This is a genomic window from Bacillus cereus group sp. BfR-BA-01309, assembly GCF_022664315.1.
GTDB lineage: Bacteria > Bacillota > Bacilli > Bacillales > Bacillaceae_G > Bacillus_A > Bacillus_A mobilis.
Map to the genome: position 1 here is coordinate 140020 of NZ_JAKUHE010000001.1, position 21202 is coordinate 161221.

A 21202-nucleotide genomic window follows, 5' to 3' on the forward strand; every position below is an offset into this window, starting at 1 on the left:
GAATAGTTATAATGGATACAATCCAACAAAACAGTAATGCATGGGATAAAAAAGTTGAAGAAGGTTCTAGATATACGCAACCAGTGAGTAGCGAGGTTATTGAAAAAAGCAAATTAGGTGAATGGGAAATCACAGTCACCACAGAAAAATCTGTTCCTAGAGATTGGTTTCCAAAGTCATTAGAGGGATTAAAAATACTGTGCTTAGCATCAGGTGGAGGGCAACAAGCACCAGTACTAGCTGCTGCTGGAGCAGATGTAACAGTTACGGATATATCAAAAAAGCAGTTGGAACAAGATAAAAAGGTAGCGGAACGGGATGGTTTAACTTTAAATACAGTGCAAGGAGATATGTCAGACCTTAGTGATTTTGAAGATGAATATTTTGATATTGTCGTAAATCCTGTTTCTAATTTGTTTGTAAAAGATGTTCATCTAGTATGGAATGAGGTATCAAGGGTACTAAAGGATAGAGGTATTCTTATTTCAGGATTTACCAATCCATTACTATGGATTTTTGATGACAATCAAGAGCAACAAGGTATACTTGATGTTAAACATTCAATACCATCATCAACACTAGATTATTTACCAGAGGATGAAGTTCAAGATTATGTAAATTCTAATCAAACAATAGAATATGCACATACTCTTGAAGACCAAATTCAAGGTCAAATTGAAGCTGGTTTAGTTATAACTGGTTTTTATGAGGATGATTTTGGTGGAACTAGAATATTAGATAATCATATTAAAACTTTTATCGCTACAAAAGCTATAAAGATAGATTAAAAACTTTTTCCTGTTAAACTGGGGTTAATTGAAGAATGGCCTTAAAAATAGGGGAAGTTTAATGTATGTCAAAAAGGATGGCACTTGCCATCCTTTTTCTTGTGTATTTTGAGTATATAAACAAGTTTGATATCTTTTAGTTGAACTTGTTATTATTTATGGTTACGCTTTTCTTATTAAGAATTTTGCTTGCCGAATCTTTCACCGAGTTTAGCTAACAATTCAGGCTGATCTCCTTGACTCATTACAACTTCAATAAAGATAAGTTGATTCTTATTTAAAGTTATATTCGTTAAGACTTCTGCTAACTCTATTTCATTTTCCACTTTACAAGGTAGACTTTTTTCTTCTGATCCGAATACGTTTGCGAGTTTTGTGTAATCCCACATTTGTATGTCATTATACGGTTCGTTTTGGCCGTGAATTGCACGTTCAACGGTGTATCCATTGTTATTAATTAAAAATATAATCGGTTTTAAATTTTGACGAAGTATAGTCGATAACTCTTGAACAGTTACTTGGAAAGAACCATCACCAATAATTAAAATGTTACGCCGTGATAAATCAGCGAGCTGTGTACCGAGTAGAGCAGGTAATGTATAACCAATCGACCCCCATAAAGGTTGCGCTACATATGTAGTGTTGCTTGGTAAAGGGATAGTAGCACTACCGAAGAAAGGTGTTCCTTGCTCTGCAATTAAAACATCGTTTTCTTGTAAGAAATGGTATATTTGTTGCCAAAAACGTTTTTGTGTAACCATTTGTGCTTTTGGATTAAACTCTTCAGTAATCGATAGTGATTCTGAAATAAATGACTTAATTTCAAGTGTTTCCTCTCTGCGATATTCGATTAAATCACTTAACTGTTCTAAAACATCTTTCATTACAACGGGCCCATATGTTTTATCTATAATTTTCACAGTATAGGGATGGATTTCTATTACTTGCTCTTTCGTAAAGCCTTGTGTAAAGCCGCCAGTAATAGTATCAGTTAATTTCACGCCAATACTAATAATACAGTCAGATTCATCAATTCTTTTTCGTAAGTATGGAGAACTAACATCACCAGTATAAACTCCTATAAATTGAGGGTGTTTTTCAGGGAAGACTCCTTTCCCCATACTTAACGTTGCGATAGGAAATCCAGTTTTTTCTACGAATTGATGCAAATATTCTTCCGTATGAAAACGAGCTACTTCAAAATCAGCTAAAATAACAGGTTTTTTGGCACTGTTTATTTTTGAAGTTGCATGTAGAAGCATTTTATCTAGCGCATCTTTATTACTTACAACTGGTTTATGTAAAATTGGTTCCGTAGGTTTATTGATTGGTTTATTATACACATCAATCGGTAATTGAATATGAACAGGGCGTTTCTCAATCCAACATGCACGTAACACACGGTCAATTTCTTCAACAGCATGCTCAGGTGTTAATTTTGCTTGTGCCACCGTGATTTCTCGATACATATTGGAAAAATGATCGAACTTTCCATCACCTAACGTATGATGAACGAGTGCTCCATTTTCCATTACTTTAGTTATTGGCGTACCAGTTATTTTTATAACTGGTACGTTTTCTGCGTATGACCCAGCAACGCCGTTAAGTGCGCTTAATTCTCCAACACCGAAAGTGGTAATAAGAGCGGCGATTCCTTTTATACGAGCGTATCCATCTGCAGCATATGCCGCATTCAATTCATTACAATTACCAATCCATTTTAGCTTTTCATGTGCTAGTACATCATCTAAAAAAGCCAAATTATAATCACCAGGGACACCAAAAATATGTTCAATTCCTAATTCGCTTAGTCGGTCTAGTAAATATGTACTTACAGTATATTGCGTTTTCAAGTGAATCATCTCCTAATTTTGCAATGAATATTTCAATAGACTAAGTTCCAATGCGTTCATTAAAATATTGATTACTGGATTGTGGTATAATTTACATACAGGGGGAAAGTAGATGACACAACATAAAGAAGAACAGATGAATGAAGCATTAGCATTATTTTACTTTGCATATAAAACATTTACTGAAAAGCCAGATGAAATTATAAAAGAGTATGGCATACAACGAGTACATCACCGAATTTTATTTTTTATCGCACGATTTCCAGGGATAAGTGTAAATGAGTTATTATCACTGCTAGAAATAAGTAAACAAGCTCTTCACGGACCATTACGACAACTTGTGGAAAAGGGTTTAATTGAGAGCAATGAAGCTACACATGACCGTCGTGTGAAACAGTTATCTTTAACAGAAATAGGTGTAGATTTAGAGAAAAAACTGAGCGATGTTCAAAGAGAACAAATGAGTGCTATTTTTTCAAAATTTGGTGAATCGTGTGAAGAGAATTGGCATCAAGTTATGAATGAAATGGCAAATAGTCGATCAGGTTTTGATGCTTGGATATCAAAACGAGAAGTTGTAATCGATCAAAAATAATAAGAAATATATCTGTTTTTATAGTTTGAAAAAGAACAAATTTTATCCATACATTTGGCAACTATGGTTTGATCATAGAGTGAATGGATAAAAAGATACATTACTAGATACTTTATACGTGTACGCAATGGAACAATAAAATTCACATTTCCGAGAGGGGAATTATTATGATAAAACTTGTACTTATTCGTCACGGACAAAGTTTATGGAATCTTGAAAATCGATTTACAGGATGGACAGATGTAGATTTATCAGAAAATGGGTTAAGTGAAGCGAGAGAAGCAGGAGCGATATTAAAGAAAAATGGATATACTTTTGACGTTGCTTATACATCGGTATTAAAACGAGCAATTCGGACGCTGTGGATAGTTCTACATGAGATGGATCTTACTTGGGTGCCTATACATAAATCGTGGAAATTAAACGAAAGACATTACGGAGCACTACAAGGATTGAATAAAGATGAAACTGCGAAAAAATATGGTGAGGAACAAGTTCATATTTGGAGAAGAAGTATTGATGTAAGACCACCTGCTCTTACTGAAGATGATTCTAGATATGAAATGAATGATCCAAGATATAAAGCACTTAAAAAAGGTGAGTTTCCATTAACAGAATGTTTAGTGGATACGGAGAAAAGAGTACTTGATTATTGGCATTCAGAAATTGCGCCTTCATTAAAAAATGGGGAAAAGGTAATTATTTCATCGCATGGTAATACGATTCGTTCGCTAGTGAAGTTCTTAGATAACCTTTCAAGTGATGGTGTTGTTTCATTAAATATTCCAACGAGCATTCCGCTTGTTTATGAATTAGACGAAGACTTACGTCCAATTCGCCATTATTACTTAAGTATGAATGGAGAAGTGCCTGAAGGGGAAATTCCGAAACATATTTCTTTTTAACATGAAAATTTGAAACGCATGCTTGTCTACATATACAATGTAGATTCATGATAAAAGACGTGGTACCTTCTAATGTATATGCGATATTGCTAAATTTAGAAGCTTGTCCACGTCTTTTGTCATAAAGAGAGCTGCTTGTGCATGTAATGATATCGTGAGTAGTTTTTGAATGGAGGGTGATGTCATTGGTGATCTCTAACATTCGAATCGGCTTATTTATTTTAGCAATTGTTTTTCTCGTTCTTGTTTTCTTTTACTGGAGAAACGAAGAATTGTATGAGGAGAAAAAGCAACGTATTAGAAAGACTTGGTATGGGTTGTTTGTAATATCAGTCACCGTGTATTTCATGATAAAAGGAATTGATTTAACCCTCTGGAAAAATCTTTTAATGTTCACTGCAATGGTTATTTTCGTTGATATCGCATTTATTTTAACACCTAATATTTCAGAAATATGGGGAGCGAAATTTAGCGATATCGGCAAAACTGTTCAATCGATAAAACGGTCATTAATTGCTTCTAAAGCAAGAGGAGAAATATATACAACAATAATTCAAAATGTCAATCCAGCAGTGTTCGGTACGATGGAATGGCATACGGAAGAAGAATATACAAAAAGCTTAAATGCATTTTTAGATTCATATGGGGAAAAGATTGGAGCGAAGATTGTTGTATTTGAAGCGGCCAAGGAATTAAATACAAACTTTCGCGGTATCCGTTCTCAATTTAGTATTATCGTTCCGTTTGAACACATTGAGCAATTGAATGAGCAGAAAGCAGTGCAAGTAGAAAATGTCGGAATTATACCAGCAAAAATTGTAAGTGATGTTTTCATTGTTATTGATGGGAAGAAAAATAACCTTCAAGATCGAGATTTTGAAAATGTATATAATTTAACAATACATCATAGTTATTTTAGTAAATAAGGACAGGATTTTTTTTCTGTCCTTTTCACCTATACATAAAGGTAAAGCAAATTTAGACAAACTTGTATAAAATCGGACAATCATTCCTACACTAGCACGTAGAGGTGATTGTAGTGATAAAAGATTATGACAATGATTTTTTTAAAGAAGATAACGAAGATACAACAGATTTCTCTTTAATAAAAGGAGATACATTGCAGCAAGTAGAAGAATTAGAAGAAGAATTAAAAAGAAAATGATACGTGTACACGCTGTCTACATTTGCGATATAATATAAATAGAAAATTGTATCTTTTTGAATAGGGGGAGAAGAGATGGCTGAAATAAATGTACAAAAGTCTTCATTTTTTAAAGAAAAAAAAGTAGAACCAAATACAGATTTCTCTCTTGTGAAAGGTGCATTAACGGAAAATATAAATCGTTTAGAAAAGCTTATGAATAGTAATAGTTCGAAATATATACGAGTAAAAAAAACAAAAGAAAATGCATAGTGCATTTTCTTTTGTTTTTTATTTAGCATTTAACTTTTCTTTTACTTTTGCGGGTAAGTCAGCTTCCTGAACCTCTTCATATGACTTCACTTCAATTGATGATATTTCATTTTTGCTCTTATCATCTTGATCTACATAAAGACATAAAAATGCCTTTTCATTTAATTTATGTTCGTTTGCTGCTTTCTTACTTCTAAATGTAATTTGTTTTTTTACTCCGTCTTCGTCATAAGCAGGCAACGTGTAGTTTCGTAAGTTTCTTCCTTCTACTTTTTCGATAGTCCCTTCGCCTTTTATCTGCACGTAATATACATCTTTTCCAATTCGATTTAGTGATGCTCTCTCACAGCCAATAGTAAAACTAGAAAATAATAAACATAGTGTAATAATTGATAAAAATTTTTTCATTTTCTTTATCTCCTTCAATTTGTTTCCTTACACAGTATACGACTATCATAAAATGAGAAAAATCGATATAGATTACAATACCCTTACAATGTTGTAAGAGTATTGTCCATAAAATGAACAATATATATAATATTAAAAAAGTTAAAAGAAAGGTAAAATAATGAATCATGGTATAATGATAAAAGACTTACATATTATTTTGTCATTTTGAGAGGAGCTTAAAAATGTATTCTACTTTAGAACAATTAACAAAGCACCCTGTATTTTATCATTTTGCAGAAATTTCAAAGATTCCTAGAGGATCGGGTAATGAAAAGGCTATTAGTGATTATTTAGTTGGTTTTGCAAAAGAGCGTAACTTAGAAGTGATTCAAGATGAAGCATTGAATGTCATTATAAAAAAAGAAGCAACTGTTGGTTATGAAAATGTACCAGCAATAATCATTCAAGGTCATATGGATATGGTATGTGAAAAAAATCAAGCAACTGTACATGATTTTGAAAAAGATCCAATTGAATTACGAATCATTGGGGACATGTTATATGCAAATCAAACGACTTTAGGTGCTGATAATGGTATTGCAGTTGCGTATGCAATGGCTTTATTAGATTCAAAAGACATTCCGCATCCAGCACTTGAAGTAGTTATTACTACTGAAGAAGAAACAACAATGGGTGGGGCTTTTGCTGTTGATGCAAATCACTTTGAGGGTAAGGTTTTTATTAATATTGATTCTGAAGAAGATCATAAATTACTTGTAAGTAGCGCAGGTGGTGCGAAAGCTGTTGAAACAATTCCAGTAATTTGGGAAGAGGCGTCAGCGAATACAGATGCATACCGTCTATATGTTGGTGGTTTAAAAGGCGGACATTCTGGTATGGAAATTGATAAACAGCGTGGTAACGCGAACAAAGTATTAGGACGAGTATTACGAGATTTATCAGCACATGTTCAATTTGATATTAGTGAAGTTCACGGCGGATTAAAAACGAACGCAATTCCGCGTGAAAGTGTAGCTACAATTGTATTACGTACAGAAGATGTCGAGAAAGTAGAAGGAAAACTAGTATCTTGGACTAGAGTATTACAAGAAGAAATGCGTGCTGTTGATCCAGATGTTCACGTTACACTTACAAAATTGGATGAGAAAGTAGAAAAAGTATTTGCTAAAGAGACACAAAAACAACTTATTTCATCATTATTCTTAATTCCAAATGGCATTCAAAGTATGAGCTTGGATATTAAAGGTCTAGTAGAAAGTTCAACAAATTTAGGTGTTATTGAAACGTTGCAAGATGAAATTAAATTACGTAACGAAGTGAGAAGTTCTGTGAGGAGTTTAAAACAACATGTTGCAGATGAAATTAAATGTATTGCCGAGTTACTTGGTGCAACATTTGAAATAGAGTCAGAGTATCCAGAATGGCCATACAATCCGAATTCACAAATTCGTAATTTGTTTGAAAAAGTGCATCAAGAAAAATACAATAAAGAGATTGAAATCTTTGCAGTGCATGCAGGTATTGAATGTAGTGCATTCGTTCAAAAAATGCCTGAATTAGATGCAATATCATTCGGTCCAGATATATTTAATGTTCACACTCCAGATGAGCATATTAGTATTTCTTCTGTTGTGAATAACTGGGGATTCTTCGTTGATGTAATGAAGGGTACGAAAGAATTAGCTAAATAATATTCATAAAATGAAGAGTAGCCTATAAAATTTTATAGGCTACTCTTTTGTATAGAGTTTTATTAGAAATTTATTTTTGCGTTAGTATTTCATTTTTGGTTTTATTTCTAGAGGAGATTTTACCAAAGACGGCTCCAGATATTGCTCCGATTAAAGTCATAAAAATTGCACTCCATGCTGCAAATGACATTTTTACACCTCCAAATAATAAATTATTGTTTCTTAGCCTTTTGAATAGAAATGATAATTGCAACAACTATTAAGAAAATAAGAGGAGACCAAGAATAGAAAGACATTTAATATTCTCCTTTCAATATTATTTTTAAATATTTCTATAAATAAATTATCGCATTTTTAAAGAGTGAACATATAAAATATGCAATATTGCATATTGAATTGTGGTACTAAAAGAGGTGGAAATAATTATTGAATAAAAATTATAATTTATAAAGAAAGTAAGGGTTTTTTAAATTTTAAAAAGGGGGGGAAATCAAAAAAGCTTCTCTAACTTATATAAGATAGAGAGGCTTTTAAAATAGTTTTTGTTTAATGGTGAGATAAATATATATTATTTTGAGATTTTAAAGCTGCCCCCATAATAATAATTTTCTCCAAGTTTCATAACAGCTACATATGTTCCTGGAGTATAAACCTTAGTAATAGGTGTTACAAATCTACCATAATCATGTTTTAGACCTGAGTCATAAATAGTTTTATATCTATGCAAGTTTATTTTGTCATTTTCATTTCCACTCAATTGATATATTTTTACAATACCAGTATCTTTACCACCAGTATATATAGTAACATCGAATGTATCTCCATGCTTTAAGTCACCAACTGCTAACTCTTCTATAAAATCTGCATTATGATGTAATAAAAAATAGCTTTGCCACTGCCAATTATCTAAAAATCCTGATTCTTTTTGTGCAAATTTTGATTCAGCAGACACGGGTGGGGGTGTAGCGATTGTATTCGAAAATAAAAATCCTCCAACAGCCAATGCGCCAATAATTGTTGATTGCTTTAAAAGTTTCATGTTCTAAACCTCCTGTTTACTTAAGGATTCAGAAATCATTTTTGTGAAAACTAGCTGTGAAATCAAATGGATGATAATATCTTCTATAATCATATTAACATTTATTGATTTATCAGACAAATTGATGGATAATAAAATTATATCGAGGGAGTTAAGGCTAATATAAGAAAGAAGTTAGATGTATTGCTAAGAAATCTTTATTATATGTAATTGGGATTTGTTATTTGAAAACTCGTTTGTTTTAAATTTTAAGTTTTAGTACATAATTTTACAATTTGACTTATGTAATTTATCACGTTATGATTTTTTTATTATAAAAGAAAGGCTTGAATATAATGATTCGTCGTTTGAGAAAGCTAAAAAATGTAGCAGTTGTATTAAGCTTCTAAGTGAATTACAAAGATCTACAATACTTAGAAGCGAGGAATAAAGGTATGAAACATCCATTATATAATCATTGGTCAGAAACGAAGTATTTAAAAGATATAGTAACAAATCCACTCATTGAGGTAGGAGAGTACTCCTATTATTCAGGTTACTATGGTCATCAAAATTTTGAAGATGGCTGTGTAAGGTATTTGTGGGGGGATGCTAAGTCCCGAGCACTTTTCAATCCAATTGAACAGATGGGATGGCATCTTGATAAACTCATTATTGGGAATTATGTTTGTATTGCCAGTGGGGTAGTCATTTTAATGGGTGGTAATCATAATCATCACTCAGAATGGATTACAGTATATCCATTCGCTGAGCAAATTGAACATTCATATGAACCGAAGGGTGATACAGTCATTAAAAGTGATGCTTGGATTGGAATGAATGCTATAATAATGCCTGGCGTTACAATTGGTGAAGGTGCAATCGTTGCAGCAGGATCTGTCGTAAGTAAAGATGTTCCGCCGTATACAATAGTTGGTGGAAACCCTGCTAAGGAAATAAAGAAGCGGTTCACTGATACAGAAATGAATATGCTAATGGAGATGCGTTGGTTTGATTGGGATAGAGGATTAGTTGAGAAGGCAATTCCTCTGTTATCTAGTCCATCCATTGAATCATTATTTGCTTTTTATAAAAATGAAGTGAAAAATAAATAGATCAGTTAGAAAAACTACATCCTAAATAGGGTGTAGTTTTTTATTATTTGTACTAGAAATAATCTCCCCGCTATGGTCTAGTTTTTATAAATTATCTTAAGAAAAATTAAGAAATATAACCAGTGGTTCTTAATTTGTTTTATTTATAATTCAAATGATTGAACAAAAGCGAAAAGGGATTTTTTTATGCAATTCATTTTGTTTTTTTAACAAAATACCTAGTGCTTTCTTATCTAAATAGGAACAAATTTATTACTTAGATTGTCTATTACGTGTATTCCTAAAAATGGATGTCCAAATTGAATACAATTTATTCGATTTGATATCTATTTTTATGTATTGCAAAAATATGAAAGGACTTATTATTTTTAAAAATAAAAAGATATATATTGGTGGGGTACAAGTTTAATACTTTTACAGCAGAAGCATTGCAAGTGGAAACGAAAAAGAAACAACTCAAACGGTAGATTATCAATCATAGAAACGTAGGAGGATATATATGATAAAACCAGTCGTAGACGTAAAAAACATTCGAAAAGTGTACGGTAAAAAAGGTGAGAATGAATCACACGCATTAAAAGGTGCTTCATTTTCGATTCAAGAGGGGGAGTTTGTAGGAATTATGGGGCCATCTGGTTCTGGCAAAACAACATTATTAAATGTAATTTCGACTCTTGATAAAGCGACAGATGGCGTTATTGAAATTGCAGGAACGGATATTACGAAAATGAAGCAAGGTGAGCTTTCTGATTTCCGTTCGCAAAAATTAGGATTCATTTTCCAAGACTTTAACTTATTAGAGAATTTATCTATTTACGAAAACATTGCACTTCCATTATCTCTTCAAGGTGTCCCATCACGCAAAATTGGGCCGAAAGTAGAGAAGGTAGCTGATATGTTAGGAATCTCAGCAATACTTCAAAAGTATCCGTCTGAAGTATCTGGTGGACAAAAGCAACGTTCCGCAGCAGCACGTGCTTTAGTGCATGAGCCTGCAATTATTTTAGGGGACGAGCCAACAGGAGCTCTTGATTCTAAAAATGCAACGAGTTTACTTAATGCGATGACAAACTTAAATAAAGAACAAGGCGTATCAATTATGATGGTTACGCATGATCCATACAGTGCAAGTTACTGTCAGCGTATTTTATTCATTCAAGATGGTGAGTTATATAAAGAAATTCATCGTGGTGGTAAACGTGAAGAGTTTTATAAAGAAATTTTAGACGTGCTTGCAGATTTAGGCGCACAAAAAGCGTAAGAAAGGAGGTTTGGACATGTTATTCAAACTTTCCATGTCAGGGTTAAAAAGTAAGTTGCAAGATTATATTGTATTACTTATTGGTCTTATTGTATCTATTTCAACTTTTTATATGTTTCAAACGCTATCACTAAATAAAGCGTTCCTTGAATCCAATGCAAACGTTGGTCCTATTGTATTAATATTTCAAATAGGTTCCTCTTTATTAGCGATTGTAACATTTTTTTACATTATGTATGCAAACTCTTTCTTATTATCTCTTCGCCAAAAAGAGTTTGGTATGTATATGATGTTAGGAGCAAAAAAATATAAAGTTACATTACTAATGTTCCTTGAAACAATCATATTAGGTGCGGCGTCACTTGTGATTGGGATTACAAGTGGTGTAGCACTTGCAGAAGGTATCGGGCAGTTATTAATGAAACAATTGGAGTTAACTGGAGAAGGTTACCAAGCTTTCTACATTCCGTCTATGGTCGTTACTTGCATCTTCTTCTTTGCATTATTTGTACTATCAGCAAGTATGAATAGTATTAAATTGTCACGTATTTCTGTATTACAGCTTGTACATGCAGATGAACAAACAGAGCGTGTCGCGGTAAAAGGAAAAATGACAATTGTAGTTGCCTTACTTGGTCTGATTTTGTTAAGTATTGGTTATGCCTCATTGCTCTATATACCACAGGCAAAAAATCTAGGAACCGTTCCTACATTAATGGCCCTTGGATTAATCTCAGCAACTGTTAGTACTTACATGTTATTTGGATCACTTCTCCCAGTTATGATAAAAAAAATAAAAAGTAATAAAAAGCGTAGTGAAAAAGGACTTAATGCTTTTACCTTTGCTCAATTAAACTTCCGCATTAATGGCCTAACAAATGTGCTTGCGACGGTAGCAATCTTAGTAGCCCTTGGAGCAGGTGGAATTGCGTGTGGTATGGCATTTAAAAACGACGTTTTAAAGCAGACTGATAAAGGAACAATTTACGATTCGGTAGTTCATAATCCAACAGCAGAAGAAAAGAACATTTTGAGTAGTATTTTATTTCAAGAGAAACTTGAATATCGTTACAAAGTAGATGAAAAATATGTTTATTATATAAAAGAAGAGCTAGAGAATAATCGTCCTTTAGTAAAAGATAGAAAAAATGAGAAGATAATAAAAGTTTCAGAGGATATCCCCATGGATGCATTTGTATTGTCAAGACAATGGGTTAAAAATGATGGGAAACCAAAACAATGGAGCGACGCTTTCGAAATAATTCAGCCCAAGTATATATATCCTGATCATAAAATAAAAATTGTAGAACAAAACATATACGATAGTATGAAAGTTAAAGAAAATATTGTTTTTATTGGGAAAGCAGATATTTTTGGAGCATACGTAAAAGAATGGAAAAAAATTGATGAATTGCAGGTAGTTAAATATAAAAATGTGAAAGTGGAAGAACTGGATAGTAAGTATCAAACCTATAAGGCGAATCAAAGTTTTTCCAGCGGACTAATGTTTATGGGGTTCTTCGTTGGGATTGCGTTTTTAGCAATGATGGCCAGCTGCTTAATGTTTAAAATTCTATCTGGTGCATCTAAAGATAGTATACGTTATCAAATGCTTCGTAAAATTGGTGTTCGCCAGGAATTATTAACACGATCGATTTATAAGGAGTTATTCTTCATATTCCTAGTCCCAGCAATTATCGGTATTGCTCACATATTAGTTGGTATGAACATGTTTGGGCCTCTATTAATTGATCCGTATTTTCGAATTTGGTTACCAATTGTTATTTTCATAGTCATTTACTCGATTTACTACTGGATTACAGTTCTATTATATAAAAGAATTGTACTTCCGAAAGAAGGTTAATGTAATCATGTTATGTATACTAACTATCAACATAATTCGCCCTCGTTATGATGTAATGAAAAAATACCATGTAAGTAAAATAGAGAGTGAATTTGAGATGCAAATATGCAGCAATGAGCGGCAGAAAGCGTTAGAAAGAATTAAATACAAGTAGGGGGCGTATTTCATGTATAACTTACAAGAAGATATGAATAAGCAATTAAAAGAGAAAAATACTATTCTTTCTATATCATAATTATGAATAGGCCAGATAGCATCGTTCCTACATTGAGTACTACTTTAACCTCATTTGTAGGAATGCTTGTACTATCCCCTTACAATAAAATTAAATAATCATCCGATATTAATTGATAACTATAATCGGAATTTTAATAGGATGGAACAATTATCAAAATAATATCTTGTATTCATTGTATTTATTATCGTTATTATATAAAACTTGTTCTGCACTAAAAGAGTGTTAATAAACATAAAACTTGTACACCTTATTCATCATAAGGATTATCGTTTTGGAAAAGGAGTGTATGTTGAAAAGATTTTTAAAGGTAATTTTAATTTTATTAGTAATATTTATAGGAAGTATGTTGGGAAGCATAATTTTAAATAAAACATATCATACTGAGTTTAAGTCTTTAGATAACACAGATCAAAACATGTTAAAAGAATTATCTACTATTTATAAGAGCTTCGAAGAATCGAGTGATAAACTTTGGAATGAAGATTATCACTTCGAAAAAATGCCATTGGTTCTGATACGTAGTAATAAAGACGGGGGATTCTTTAGACAAGAAGCTTATGCAGTTAATGTAACGGGATTAGAAAATAGTATTTTTGCAAAAGAGATAAAGGTCTCAAATTCTCTGCATTTACCTAAAGTCTATCGCTTAACTCGTTTTGATTTTAGAACAATTTCTACATGGATTCCTTGGAACTTTGGGACAATAAATATGAACGATATGGATGTATTTTATTTAAAATATTATCCTAAAATGTTTAGTAATCCAGATTTATATTTTGATTTTTCGTCTTTCTTATTACATGAAGCTTTTCATACTTATAAACAAAAAGATTGGACATATGATGCAAATGGTGGAGAGTTTATTCATGAATATCCGATTAATAAAGAAAATTACGCGCTAATGGGATTAGAATTTAAGCTATTAGATAAAGCGATGATTGATACGAACCCAGAAAGTATTAATCAGGTATTATATGATTGGACAATTGTACGTAGCTATCGCTTGAAAAAATGGCCTCAATTAATTGGAGAAACAAAAATGGAAGCGATAGAAGGTTCAGCACGATACTTAGAGTATCGATATAGTAAGTTAACTGGTGGAAATCTTATGGTACTTGCAAAGAAACAGAAGCCATATCATGTTACTTTTATGGAGGCGTTCAACTTTATTGCTAATGGACAGGCAGAATCTCCAAAGTTTTTAGAACGGAATATGAAATATGAGACTGGTTCAGCGCTTGAATTAAGCATGGATAAAGCGAATATACCATGGAAAGAAGCTATTGAAGATAGTGCAATTAAGCAAGGAAAGACACCATATGAAGTATTAAATACATACTTTAATATAAATAATACACTCACAATTGAAAATAAAATTAAAGAAATTAAAGAGAATAATGACTATGAAACACTTTTAGAACAAGGAGAAAAATTGGTGAAAATAAGTAACGAGTAAAAAATGAGATTTGAAAAAGAATATCCTTTAACATTGTATTGAAGAGGATATTTTTTCTTTTTATAGGTTATATAAAATAATAGTGTAATAAAAAGATTAATGAAAATAAGGAGCCATAAAACAATTATTTTTTATACTGATTATATTATTTTGTTCTTTCAATTACAGGTTTATAAAAAGGCGTATAAAAATGTAACACTTGCTTATGCTTTTAGTTGTTCAATACGAGAAAATTGTGGAGGAATTATATGGAGTCAAAAATTCTTATTGTTGATGATGATAAAGAGATTAGAAATCTTATCTCTGTATATTTGGAAAATGAAGGTCTGAAAACTCAAAAGGCAGAAGATGCTATTGAAGCGTTAGAACTGTTAGAAGAAAAGCGATTCGATCTTATTATTTTGGATGTTATGATGCCAAATATGGATGGCATTGAAGCGTGTATGAAGATTAGAGAAGAAAAAAATATGCCTATTATCATGCTTTCTGCAAAATCAGAGGATATAGACAAAATTCAGGGTTTAGCCTCTGGTGCCGATGATTATTTATCAAAACCGTTTAATCCGTTGGAGTTAATCGCTAGAGTAAAATCCCAATTAAGAAGGTTTAAAAAGTATAATACAAATACAGATAATGATAAAAGTATACTAGAAATTGGTGATTTGACCGTAAATACAGATACACGTCAAGTATGGATAAGAGGTACGGAAGTAAGGCTAACTCCAAAAGAGTTTGATATACTCGAACTACTTGCTCGTAACAAAGGGATTGTTCTGAGTGTTGCAAAAATATATGAAGCAGTTTGGAAAGAGGTTTTTTATAGATCGGATAATACCGTCATGGTACATATTACAAAAATAAGAGACAAAATTGAAGAAGATTCTAAACATCCAATTTATATTAAAACTGTTTGGGGGATTGGGTACAAAATATGAAGAAGGTTAGGTTTAGAAATAAGATAATTATAAAACTTCTTGGTGCTGTTGCAGTTAGTTTTTTTGTTTCGTTTGGTTTAACAATCCTCACTTTTATATATATCATAATCCCATTAACTCTAAATCACTATCTTGATAATCTTAGTGCATTTGAAAATAATATGCTTACATTTCTTATATTCGCGTTAGCGATCTTTACTTTTATAATCATTTTTTTAATATTGGTTCGAAAGAAAATAGTATATTTGAAGCTTATTTCTGATAATGTGAATGATATTGCCAATGGAAAACTGGGTTTGACAATTGAGATCGAGGGAAAAGACGAATTGACTCAACTTGCTCAAAATATTAATTACATGTCCAAGGAATTGGAGAATACATTTGAACAGGAAAGACGATTGGAACGTACAAAAAATGAACTCATAACCAACGTATCTCATGACTTACGCACACCATTGACATCTATTATCGGTTATGTAGATTTATTAAAAAGAGGGCAATACGACAGTAAAGCACAATTACAGGAATATCTCGAAACCACTTATTTAAAATCACAGAGATTGAAATATCTAATTGATGAATTATTTGAGTACACCCGTTTATCAGACAACGATGCTAAGTTAAATTTTAATGAAGTTGATTTATCGGGTTTGTTGGAGCAAATAGTTGGGGAATACACTCCTATATTTGAAAAGGAAAGTTTAATTGTTCAAAAATCAATAACGGAAGAATCAATACCTATTTTTATGGATGTAGAAAAAATGGTACGTGTTTATGAAAATCTGTTTATGAATGCGATAAAGTACAGTATGAAGCCATCCAAATTATTAATATGTCTTGAAGTAATTGATAATAAGGCAATTTTGAAAGTATCAAATAAAGCTGAGAAACCACCTGTTAGCGATCCAAATAAATTATTCGAGAGATTTTTCAGGGGCGATAAGGCAAGAAAAGATAATCAAGGAAATGGACTGGGACTCGCTATCTCAAAAAGAATTGTTGAACTTCATAATGGTAATATATATGCAGAATATAAAGAAGGTTGGATATCTTTTATTGTTGAACATCCGATCATATAGAATGGCTTATGGAATGAAAGGTTCCATAAGCTTTTTTTAAAACTTAAGAAACTTTTTAAGTTAATAATTCAAATAGGTCATTCATAGAAGACATGATACTGACAAGTTAATTTATTATTTTCATATAGTAATTAATTGAATGAGGGGGGAGGTTCAGTAATATGAATAATGGAAGAGACGATAGTAAGTTTAGCAACCGGTGTGCCTCGAAATTTAATCGGGACACACTGGTTTTATTTTTTATAAATGTGGAACAAGTGTATTACTTATATTGTCTATTAAGTGTAATCCTAAAAAATATGAAAGTACGAATCATTTTGAAAAATACAAAGGTATTAAAAAGAGGGATATATGTGGGAATACTAAGTGTCAGTGTGTCTAAAAGGGTGGGATGAGATGTTTTATATGAAAGTCGTCCTAATGTCTTATATGTATATAGAATTTGATATCGCTGTCTATTTTTTGAAGGATTATGTTAGAATAAGGCTTTTTTTGAGTACAAAGATATTGGAGGTAACAGAAGTGAAAGATATGTTGTGCAAGAGATTTATTGCAATAGTAACAGTGCTTACACTATTTTGTAGCATAGTTGTTACATCTGGAAGAGCAACAGCGGAAACAGTTTCTGCTATAGATGTAGAAGCAGGATCGGCAATTTTAGTAGAAGCAAATTCCGGGAAAATTTTATATGAAAAAAATGCAGATGAATCATTAGCAATTGCTAGTATGACAAAAATGATGAGTGAATATTTAGTCCATGAAGCGGTGGATAAAGGAAAACTTAAATGGGATCAAAAAGTTAAAATCTCTGAATATGCATATAAGATTTCGCAAGATCGCTCATTATCAAACGTTCCATTAGAAAATGGTGGCTCTTATACAGTAAAAGAGTTATATGAGGCAATGGCAATTTACTCTGCGAACGGTGCGACAATTGCTTTAGTTGAAGAAATTGCTGGAAAAGAAGCCGATTTCGTGAAAATGATGAATGATAAGTCAAAAGAGTTTGGAATGAAAAATTATAAATTTGTAAACTCTACAGGCTTAACGAACTATGATTTAAAAGGACATCACCCAGAAGGGACAACTCCAGACGAGAAAAATAAAATGTCCGCAAGAGATTGTGCGATTTTAGCACAACGTCTGATTCAAGATTTTCCGAAAATGTTAGATACTGCAAAAATCCCTAAAAAAACATTCCAACAGGGTGGTAAGTATCCAATTGATATGACGAACTTTAACTGGATGTTAAAAGGTTTAATTAAGCAATACGAAGGTGTAGATGGGTTAAAAACAGGAACTACCCCAGAAGCTGGTGATTGTTTCACTGGTACAGTAGAAAGAAACGGTATGCGTCTAATATCTGTAGTGATAAAAGCAAACTCTCATGCAGCACGTTTTGATGAAACGAAGAAATTATATGATTACGGATTTGCAAATTTCGAAGTGAAGAAGGTCTATGGAAAAGACTCAGTAGTAAAAGGGCATGAAACAGTGAGAGTAGCAAATGCAAAAGACAAAGATGTAGTAGTTCAAACGAAGCAAGCTGTTTCACTTCCGATACCAAAGAACAACAAAGACGTATATAAAAAAGAATTTAAAGTATTGAATGAAGAACAAGAAGCACCTATTAAAAAAGGTGTAACAATTAGTAAAATGATTATCTCACCTAAAGATAGTACAGATCCTGGGTTCTTATTAGGTAAATCATTACAAGTAGACCTTGTAACAAAATCTGATATAGAACAAGCAAATTGGTTTACACGTTTTATGCGTAACATCGGATCTTTTTTTAGCGTTATGTGGGATAGTGCGGTTGATATAGTAAAAAGCTAAGTTTATAGGATGAAACTAAATATTAATCTAAAAAAAAGAGTTTCGAAGTTTTATAAATTTTTATGTAGATAGTTTGGAATGGAAGATGGTATTAATTTCTAAATTGGGTCCTTCGGAATTTTTCTTATTGTAATCAAGTTAAGATAAATTTATATCTATAAAAACAAAAAACGCTATTCTTTTTGTAGAAATATACAGAAAGGATGGCGTTTATTATGTATTTTTTGATTCAAAGCATTCTAGTACAAAGTTAGTTTAATAAAGTTACATGAAGAAAAAACATTCATTTTTTCATCAAATGACAATAAAAAATGAATATCCGGTACTTATTTCTGTAATTAGATTTTATAAAAATTTAATAAAATCTTTTCTTTGTATTAAATATTTTGTTTTAAATTATTTATATAAGGAAATGGAGACCAGAAAACAGATGCATAGATTGACTTTGAACTGTTTATATCTGGGATCTAGATAGACATTATGTACAATTCTCCCACTACACTAGTATAGTGGCCTTTATGAACAGCAAAATCTACAATTTACAAGGAGAACATTTTATGAGTAAGAGAATAAAAGAATTAGATTCTATACGAGGGTTAGCGGCACTTACTGTGGTATTTGGACATTTTTGTTTAATGCTACCATCGTTGCCTAATTCTATTAAATTTTCCCCGCTTAGGTTTTTATGGGCGGGTGGGGAAGCTGTTATCGTTTTTTATGTACTAAGTGGTTTTGTGTTATCTATGGCACTTTATCATTCAAAAACAAATTATTGGGGATATTTAATTAAGAGATTTGTAAGAATCTATATTCCTTATTATTTTTGGATAATCGTTACCTTTGTTTTATTTATTTTATTTTCGTCGTATGAAGTGGTAGGACTACGGGATTGGTTCTATGATAGGTGGCAAGGGTCTATAACAAAATTAGATATTCTAAACCACTTTGTGCTTGTTAATAATTTTTTTACGGAAAATTATAATCCAGTTATTTGGTCATTAGCTCAAGAAATGCGTATATCTATTGTGTTTCCTTTATTATTCCTTCTTTTTTATAAACTGAATTGGAAGAAAACGATACTATTTGCTTTGAGCTTTTCTTTCATTAGTGTTTTTCTTAATATGTTGCATATTGGGAAAGCTGAAGGATTTTATAATGGTTATGCTGATACACTGCATTTTACATCTATGTTTATGGTTGGAATGTTACTTTTTAAGTATCAGGAAAAACTTATCTACTCATATAGGAATATGAAAAAATTTAAAAAAGGATTTCTAATTGCATTAGGGATTATTTTATATTTATATTCCATTTTAATTTATGGTATTTCCCGTAATGATACTACTTTCTTATTAAAAGATTGGGGTGTCGTAATGGGGGTTAGTATATTTATTATAATGGCTATGAGTAACCTAAAAGTAAAAGCATTTTTAAATAAGAGTGTATTTGTATATTTAGGAGAAATTTCATACAGTATCTATTTGTGTCATTTTCCAATCATGATGGTACTATCTAAACTTTTGTATACAAAGATACCTATCTTTTTCCTTCTTACTTTGTGCATTGCAATGACACTACTTTTTTCTATAATTTCGTATCATTTAATCGAAAAGAAATGTATAAACTGGGCAAAACAAAAAACAACCAATTTTTTGAAAAAAGTATGATTCATAGAGAGACTTTATTTCTTTAGTAAATATACGAATATGACCGATTCTTAAGTATACTTAGGAATCGGTCAATTTTGGATTCTAAATGTAAATATAATAAAGTGGAATATAATTGAAATCGAAAACCACTTAGAAATAACAATTACGGTGTGAGCTATTGTATAGTATAGATATGGTTAATAATAAAGGGGGACTACATATGTGGAAGCGATTTGTATCGATTGGTGATAGTTTTACAGAGGGTATAGGGGATGAAGTTGAGGGAATAGCATTAAAAAGCTGGGTAGATCATTTTGTTCAACTTTGTGTAAACGATATAGAATATGCTAATTTTGCAAAGCGTGGGTTAGTAACGAAAGAAATTCGCTCACAGCAATTGGAAAAGGCATTAACGTTTAATCCAGATTTGGTTAGTCTAATTGCAGGTGCAAACGATGTTTTAAAAGGACGTTGGAATCATCAAGAATATAAGAACGATATGGAATTTATGATAGATACATTAAGTAAAACAGATGCTGATATTATTATAGCAAACCTTCCAGATTTTACTGTTCGGCTTCCATTTTCTTCTGAAAAAAAACAAATGTTAAAAAAGCAATTATTAGAGGCAAACGAAGTTATACTTTCACTGAGTACAGAGTATAAGCTTCATCATGTTGACTTTTGGAAGCATCCATTAGTTAATGATAATTCGCTTTGGTCTACGGATTTAATTCATCCAAACTCAAAAGGATATGTAAAAGTTGCTGAATTAATTCATAGTAGTTTACCTGTACATGATTCTTCTAAATAAGATTTAGAGTGAATGAATCCCCAGTCGCATACAGCACAGGGGTTTTGATCCGAAATAGAAGGATATACAGCGTCTATAAATTAAACTTTAATTAATTTTTTTATATTGTATACACTTTGTTATTTTTTGTTGAAGGACCCTTAGAATAAGGGTCCTTTTTTGTATTAAATATCTACAAAAAGGATAAGAGCGGGGAACCTAAACAAAAAGATATTTTAAATAATAGTGTTAAATAGATCCGCTACTTTTGTTTGTAAGAATCTTAAAATCTTCTCCT

Annotated in this window: 20 protein-coding genes; 16 read left to right on the top strand and 4 right to left on the bottom strand. The window is 31.8% G+C overall.

Translation table 11 applies throughout. From position 1 onward, the window contains the following. The first annotated feature begins 11 nt into the window (after positions 1 to 11). Entirely contained in the window at positions 12 to 788 is a 777-nt protein-coding gene (locus MR115_RS00685; RefSeq protein ID WP_097865403.1) for a class I SAM-dependent methyltransferase, read from the top strand. 176 nt (positions 789 to 964) lie between these two features. Here the strand turns inward: MR115_RS00685 and MR115_RS00690 are convergent, their stop codons facing one another. Beyond that, a complete protein-coding gene (locus MR115_RS00690) occupies positions 965 to 2650 on the bottom strand; it encodes an alpha-keto acid decarboxylase family protein (RefSeq protein ID WP_242239271.1) in 1686 nt (561 codons plus the stop codon). A 103-nt stretch (positions 2651 to 2753) separates the two neighbouring features. On the opposite strand from MR115_RS00690, the gene MR115_RS00695 reads away from it, so the two are divergent. From MR115_RS00695 to spoIISB, 5 genes are all read left to right on the top strand, one after another. Further along, positions 2754 to 3236 (top strand): MarR family winged helix-turn-helix transcriptional regulator, encoded by a 483-nt coding sequence (locus MR115_RS00695; protein WP_242239275.1) that lies wholly within the window; start codon positions 2754 to 2756, stop codon positions 3234 to 3236. 167 nt (positions 3237 to 3403) lie between these two features. Further along, on the top strand, positions 3404 to 4141 hold the full coding sequence (gene gpmA, locus MR115_RS00700; RefSeq protein WP_242239280.1) for a 2,3-diphosphoglycerate-dependent phosphoglycerate mutase: 738 nt from the start codon (positions 3404 to 3406) through the stop codon (positions 4139 to 4141). Positions 4142 to 4329: 188 nt separating this feature from the next. Next, a complete protein-coding gene (locus MR115_RS00705; protein ID WP_242239966.1) occupies positions 4330 to 5067 on the top strand; it encodes a type II toxin-antitoxin system SpoIISA family toxin in 738 nt (245 codons plus the stop codon). A 113-nt stretch (positions 5068 to 5180) separates the two neighbouring features. Beyond that, the gene (locus tag MR115_RS00710) at positions 5181 to 5306 is read left to right on the top strand and encodes a hypothetical protein (RefSeq protein WP_000588712.1); all 126 of its coding nucleotides are present in this window, start codon (positions 5181 to 5183) and stop codon (positions 5304 to 5306) included. 75 nt (positions 5307 to 5381) lie between these two features. Then, complete coding sequence (gene spoIISB, locus MR115_RS00715; RefSeq protein WP_242239281.1) at positions 5382 to 5558, top strand: stage II sporulation protein SB; 177 nt, start codon at positions 5382 to 5384, stop codon at positions 5556 to 5558. A gap of 18 nt (positions 5559 to 5576) precedes the next feature. Here the strand turns inward: spoIISB and MR115_RS00720 are convergent, their stop codons facing one another. Continuing rightward, on the bottom strand, positions 5577 to 5966 hold the full coding sequence (locus MR115_RS00720; protein WP_242239282.1) for a YxeA family protein: 390 nt from the start codon (positions 5964 to 5966) through the stop codon (positions 5577 to 5579). A gap of 224 nt (positions 5967 to 6190) precedes the next feature. Between MR115_RS00720 and pepD the strand changes: the two genes are divergently transcribed. Next, entirely contained in the window at positions 6191 to 7660 is a 1470-nt protein-coding gene (gene pepD, locus MR115_RS00725) for a beta-Ala-His dipeptidase (RefSeq protein ID WP_242239284.1), read from the top strand. 70 nt (positions 7661 to 7730) lie between these two features. On the opposite strand, the gene MR115_RS00730 is transcribed toward pepD, so the two are convergent. Together MR115_RS00730 and MR115_RS00735 are read right to left on the bottom strand one after the other, a co-directional pair. Next, on the bottom strand, positions 7731 to 7913 hold the full coding sequence (locus MR115_RS00730) for a hypothetical protein (RefSeq protein ID WP_375337807.1): 183 nt from the start codon (positions 7911 to 7913) through the stop codon (positions 7731 to 7733). A 315-nt stretch (positions 7914 to 8228) separates the two neighbouring features. Next, on the bottom strand, positions 8229 to 8699 hold the full coding sequence (locus tag MR115_RS00735) for a DUF5065 family protein (protein WP_242239288.1): 471 nt from the start codon (positions 8697 to 8699) through the stop codon (positions 8229 to 8231). A gap of 434 nt (positions 8700 to 9133) precedes the next feature. Between MR115_RS00735 and MR115_RS00740 the strand changes: the two genes are divergently transcribed. The 9 genes from MR115_RS00740 (at position 9134) to MR115_RS00780 (ending at position 20925) form a co-directional block, all read left to right on the top strand. Then, positions 9134 to 9793, top strand: a complete 660-nt coding sequence (locus MR115_RS00740; RefSeq protein ID WP_242239289.1) for a CatB-related O-acetyltransferase — start codon at positions 9134 to 9136, stop codon at positions 9791 to 9793. A 499-nt stretch (positions 9794 to 10292) separates the two neighbouring features. Continuing rightward, complete coding sequence (locus tag MR115_RS00745; protein WP_097818882.1) at positions 10293 to 11054, top strand: ABC transporter ATP-binding protein; 762 nt, start codon at positions 10293 to 10295, stop codon at positions 11052 to 11054. A gap of 16 nt (positions 11055 to 11070) precedes the next feature. Beyond that, positions 11071 to 12918 (top strand): FtsX-like permease family protein, encoded by a 1848-nt coding sequence (locus tag MR115_RS00750; RefSeq protein WP_242239290.1) that lies wholly within the window; start codon positions 11071 to 11073, stop codon positions 12916 to 12918. Positions 12919 to 13445: 527 nt separating this feature from the next. Continuing rightward, a complete protein-coding gene (locus tag MR115_RS00755; protein WP_098324627.1) occupies positions 13446 to 14612 on the top strand; it encodes a hypothetical protein in 1167 nt (388 codons plus the stop codon). Positions 14613 to 14860: 248 nt separating this feature from the next. Beyond that, positions 14861 to 15547 (top strand): response regulator transcription factor, encoded by a 687-nt coding sequence (locus tag MR115_RS00760; protein WP_097818885.1) that lies wholly within the window; start codon positions 14861 to 14863, stop codon positions 15545 to 15547. Continuing rightward, positions 15544 to 16626 (top strand): HAMP domain-containing sensor histidine kinase, encoded by a 1083-nt coding sequence (locus MR115_RS00765; RefSeq protein ID WP_098586528.1) that lies wholly within the window; start codon positions 15544 to 15546, stop codon positions 16624 to 16626. The genes MR115_RS00760 and MR115_RS00765 overlap by 4 nt, the downstream gene beginning before the upstream one ends. 522 nt (positions 16627 to 17148) lie before the next feature. Then, entirely contained in the window at positions 17149 to 18462 is a 1314-nt protein-coding gene (locus MR115_RS00770) for a D-alanyl-D-alanine carboxypeptidase family protein (protein ID WP_309243089.1), read from the top strand. Positions 18463 to 18980: 518 nt separating this feature from the next. Continuing rightward, positions 18981 to 20129 carry an acyltransferase family protein gene (locus MR115_RS00775; protein WP_242239291.1) on the top strand — a complete coding sequence of 383 codons (1149 nt, stop codon included), beginning with the start codon at positions 18981 to 18983 and terminating at the stop codon, positions 20127 to 20129. Between the two features lie 175 nt (positions 20130 to 20304). After that, positions 20305 to 20925: an SGNH/GDSL hydrolase family protein gene (locus MR115_RS00780; protein WP_141434978.1), complete on the top strand. Its 621-nt coding sequence runs from the start codon at positions 20305 to 20307 to the stop codon at positions 20923 to 20925. The last annotated feature ends 277 nt before the right edge of the window (positions 20926 to 21202 follow it).

Bases quoted from the DNA above. Each gene is read 5' to 3' on its own strand.
- MR115_RS00735 (WP_242239288.1), bottom strand. From the start codon at position 8,699: ATGAAACTTTTAAAGCAATCAACAATTATTGGCGCATTGGCTGTTGGA.
- MR115_RS00745 (WP_097818882.1), top strand. From the start codon at position 10,293: ATGATAAAACCAGTCGTAGACGTAAAAAACATTCGAAAAGTGTACGGT.
- MR115_RS00695 (WP_242239275.1), top strand. From the start codon at position 2,754: ATGACACAACATAAAGAAGAACAGATGAATGAAGCATTAGCATTATTT.
- MR115_RS00760 (WP_097818885.1), top strand. From the start codon at position 14,861: ATGGAGTCAAAAATTCTTATTGTTGATGATGATAAAGAGATTAGAAAT.
- MR115_RS00720 (WP_242239282.1), bottom strand. From the start codon at position 5,966: ATGAAAAAATTTTTATCAATTATTACACTATGTTTATTATTTTCTAGT.
- spoIISB (WP_242239281.1), top strand. From the start codon at position 5,382: ATGGCTGAAATAAATGTACAAAAGTCTTCATTTTTTAAAGAAAAAAAA.
- gpmA (WP_242239280.1), top strand. From the start codon at position 3,404: ATGATAAAACTTGTACTTATTCGTCACGGACAAAGTTTATGGAATCTT.
- MR115_RS00685 (WP_097865403.1), top strand. From the start codon at position 12: ATGGATACAATCCAACAAAACAGTAATGCATGGGATAAAAAAGTTGAA.
- MR115_RS00690 (WP_242239271.1), bottom strand. From the start codon at position 2,650: ATGATTCACTTGAAAACGCAATATACTGTAAGTACATATTTACTAGAC.
- pepD (WP_242239284.1), top strand. From the start codon at position 6,191: ATGTATTCTACTTTAGAACAATTAACAAAGCACCCTGTATTTTATCAT.
- MR115_RS00780 (WP_141434978.1), top strand. From the start codon at position 20,305: ATGGTTAATAATAAAGGGGGACTACATATGTGGAAGCGATTTGTATCG.
- MR115_RS00775 (WP_242239291.1), top strand. From the start codon at position 18,981: ATGAACAGCAAAATCTACAATTTACAAGGAGAACATTTTATGAGTAAG.
- MR115_RS00740 (WP_242239289.1), top strand. From the start codon at position 9,134: ATGAAACATCCATTATATAATCATTGGTCAGAAACGAAGTATTTAAAA.
- MR115_RS00750 (WP_242239290.1), top strand. From the start codon at position 11,071: ATGTTATTCAAACTTTCCATGTCAGGGTTAAAAAGTAAGTTGCAAGAT.
- MR115_RS00765 (WP_098586528.1), top strand. From the start codon at position 15,544: ATGAAGAAGGTTAGGTTTAGAAATAAGATAATTATAAAACTTCTTGGT.